Source organism: Methanocalculus sp. (assembly GCF_029762515.1).
Classification (GTDB): domain Archaea; phylum Halobacteriota; class Methanomicrobia; order Methanomicrobiales; family Methanocorpusculaceae; genus Methanocalculus.
This window is the reverse complement of record NZ_JARVGN010000252.1, coordinates 1-3,512: the sequence shown is the minus strand read 5'-3', so window position 1 is coordinate 3,512 and position 3,512 is coordinate 1. Positions and strand designations below refer to the sequence as shown.

Sequence of the window (3,512 nt, the reverse complement as noted above, 5' to 3'; positions counted from 1 at the left end):
AAGAGAAGCCGTCTTCACGAATGCCCTCGTCCACAAGGAGGTCAAAAAGCTCCTGACTGCACAGGGGATCACCTGTGGAAAAGGTGATGAAGGGGCATGGGCGCCACAGATCACCGACACGGAAGCCCTTGACCTGATAGGTTCAGCCATAGACACCGTCTGCGATGAGACCGGCGTTACCGTTGCCATCGGCCTTGATGTTGCGGCAACCGAACTCTGGGACGGGGAGCGGTACATCTACCGTGAACGGAGCCGGACCACCGAGGACCAGATCGCCTATATCGCCGATCTCGTCGATGAATACGGCCTTGTCTATGTCGAAGATCCACTCCACGAAGAGGATTTTGAAGGGTTCTCCAACCTCACAGACCAGGTCAATGACAACTGCCTCATCTGCGGAGATGATCTCTTCGTCACAAATCCTGAGCGTATCCAGAACGGCATCGAAATTGCATCTGCCAGTGCCGTTTTAATCAAGCCAAACCAGATTGGAACACTCACCGATACCTTCGAGGCAGTCCACCTTGCAGAGCGGTTTGGCCTGGAGACGGTGATGAGCCATCGGTCGGGAGAGACGACAGATGAGACCATCGCCCACCTCGCTGTTGCATTCGGGTGCATCTACCTGAAATGCGGCATCGTCGGAGGCGAACGAATAGCGAAACTGAATGAATTAATACGTATTTCGGAGAATTTTGAATGAGCGAGAATGAACTTGATATCGAACTGAACGAACCTCTTGTACCGGTTGAGGAGTACCTTGCAGCAGGCGTTCACATTGGGACACAGCAGAAGAGCAATGAGATGATGAACTTCATCTACCGGGTTCGTGGAGACGGACTCTACATCATTGACATCAGAAAGACTGATGAGCGGATCAAACAGGCAGCAACATTCCTCTCAAGGTTTGAAGCACCAAAGATCCTGGTAGTTACCTCACGACAGTACGGCCAGTATCCTGCACGCAAATTTGCTGATGTAATCGGTGCAATGGCCTCAACCGGACGATTTATTCCGGGCATGCTGACAAATCCGGCCTTAAACGAGACCACGCTGAACAAGTACATCGAACCGGATGTCGTTATTGTCACTGACCCGATCGGTGATGCACAGGTTGTTCGTGAAGCGGTACAGAGCGGTATTCCGACAATCGCCCTCTGTGATACAAACAACAGCCTGCGAAATATCGATCTCGTCATTCCAACAAACAATAAAGGCAGAAAAGCTCTCTCCATGATCTACTATCTCCTTGCAAAGGAGATGCTCAGGATTCGCGGTGTCACAACATCGCTCACCCCGGAAGACTTTGAGACCGATATTTAAATAGTCTGAAGAACAACTGCCAGATGAGGTGGGGGAGACCTATGGAGATCCGTAACTGTAGAATGGCAGGGATGTTTTATCCGAAAGAGCCCGGGCACCTTGAACAGGTGCTCGAGATGTTCTTCAAGACAAAAACAGACCGGCTTCACCCCCTTGGCATTGTTGTACCTCATGCCGGGTATCCATATTCAGGTGCTGTAGCAGCCCGGGGTTATGGATGCATCGATCCGGGTTTTTCCGGTACATTCATTGTCATCGGCCCGAGCCATCGCGGGTACCGCACCTGTGTCTCAACACTCCCCTGGGAGACGCCACTTGGGATCATCACCAATGATGAGAGGCTCTCTCTTGCACTTGAAATTCCGGTTGATGAGGATGCTCACCAGGAAGACGAGAACTCGCTCGAGACACAGATGCCATTCATCAAATACCGGTTTCCACGTGCCAGAATCACCCCGATCCTGATGGGCGATCAGTCTCCGGAAGAGGCAGAAAGACTATCAGGGAGGATACTCTCGGCACTTCAGAAGACAAAGAAAGAAGCAATCATCGTCGCATCAAGTGATTTTTCACATTATATCCCACGAAGCGAGGCTGAAAAGCTCGATTCAAAGGCAATCGAAGCAATTCTTTCACTCGACAGCGATGAACTCTACCAGCGTATCACAAAGCTCGGCATATCAGCATGCGGCTATGGCCCCATTGCCACGATGATCCGTGCCACGTCCGATCTCGGTGCCGAGAAAGGTATACTCCTCTCATATATGACAAGCGGCGATGTGACCGGGGATCCTGAAGTCGTTGGTTACGCAGCCATTGCGGTGGTATAGGTTGGCAACATGGAGCGCACCAGGTAAAGTCTTCCTCTTTGGTGAACACGCGGTCGTCTATGGGAAACCCGGGATCGCAATGGCGATCAAGCCCCGTGTCATGGTTACAGTCAGGAAGGCGAAACGACAGAAGAAACCAAACTCTACCTATATAGCCGAATGTTTCAGGCAGATGGGTGTTTCGGGTTCGGTATATGTCAGGTCCCAGCTTCCAAGCTCTTCGGGGCTTGGCTCATCTGCTGCTGTGACGGTTGCCACCCTTTTTGCTATCAACGATGAGTTTGATATCGGGAAAAGCCCGGATGAACTTGCCCTGATGGCTCACAGCGTGGAGAAGAATGTCCAGAACGGGCGGGCAAGCGCAACAGACACCTATGTCTCAACAGTCGGGGGCATGGTGCTCATCACCGGCAACACAAAACGGAGGCTCCCGCCGCCGCAGATCCAGCTCGTTATCGGAAACAGCCTCACCCATCACAGCACATCAGGGATGGTGGCACGGGTTGCTGACCTGAAGAAGACACGGCCGCAGATTGCCGATCCGATCATCGATGCAATTGCTGCTGTAACAAAATGTTCGATGCACCATTTCAATAACCCGCGTGAGCTTGGTAACCTGATGAATATGAATCATGCGCTGCTTGAGGCGCTCGGAGTCGGCCACCCGCAACTCTCCCGCCTCGTCCTTGCTGCACGGGCAGCAGGCGCACTCGGTGCAAAAATGACCGGTGCTGGCGGTGGCGGATGCATGTTCGCACTCTGTTCAAAGAGTGCCAAGACAAGGGTCGCCGGTGCTATCGAGGCATGTGATGCCCGTGCAATCATCACCAGCATCGATACCCAGGGTGTACGGAAAGAGAAAGATGAATAATATGCTTGTACTCAAACTCGGCGGATCTGTAATCACCGAGAAGCAGAGTGCCGGTGTGATCGACCATACCCGGCTCACCGCGATAGCGGAGATGATCGCATCTCATCATGACCATCCGCTCATCCTCATTCATGGTGCAGGCTCATGCGGCCATCCCGAAGCAGAGAAGTATGGAATTCAGGGTGGAGTCGGGCAGACAAATGCGATAGGTATCGGGGAGACCCACCGGGCGGTGGCAGGCCTGAATGCCACTGTAGTATCGATCCTGCGGGATGCCGGACTCGATGCGATCGGAGTCCATCCACTCTCCGGATCACTCGCCGAGAACGGCAGGCTTATCTCTTTTGAAACAGGACACCTGGCAAAGATGGCAGAACTCGGACTCGTTCCGGTGCTGCATGGCGATGTGGTGATGGACCGGGCAAAGGGGGCATGCATTGTTTCGGGGGACCAGCTTGTGCTCAGGATAGCAGAAGGCGTGGCCCCCT

The 3,512-nt window shown here is 53.1% G+C and carries 5 protein-coding genes; all 5 read left to right on the top strand.

Features of this window, described 5'->3' with window-relative positions:
- Positions 1-703, top strand: a 703-nt coding sequence (locus QCH34_RS09080; RefSeq protein ID WP_300333121.1) for an enolase C-terminal domain-like protein, incomplete at its 5' end; no start/stop codon positions are given.
- The gene (gene rpsB, locus QCH34_RS09075; protein WP_300333119.1) at positions 700-1,323 is read left to right on the top strand and encodes a 30S ribosomal protein S2; all 624 of its coding nucleotides are present in this window, start codon (positions 700-702) and stop codon (positions 1,321-1,323) included. The genes QCH34_RS09080 and rpsB, both read left to right, overlap by 4 nt.
- Before the next feature lie 41 nt (positions 1,324-1,364).
- Entirely contained in the window at positions 1,365-2,153 is a 789-nt protein-coding gene (gene amrB, locus QCH34_RS09070; protein ID WP_300333116.1) for an AmmeMemoRadiSam system protein B, read from the top strand.
- A 1-nt stretch (position 2,154) separates the two neighbouring features.
- On the top strand, positions 2,155-3,024 hold the full coding sequence (gene mvk / locus QCH34_RS09065) for a mevalonate kinase (RefSeq protein ID WP_300333113.1): 870 nt from the start codon (positions 2,155-2,157) through the stop codon (positions 3,022-3,024).
- On the top strand, positions 3,017-3,512 hold a 496-nt coding region (locus QCH34_RS09060), incomplete at its 3' end, for an isopentenyl phosphate kinase (protein WP_300333110.1). The genes mvk and QCH34_RS09060, both read left to right, overlap by 8 nt.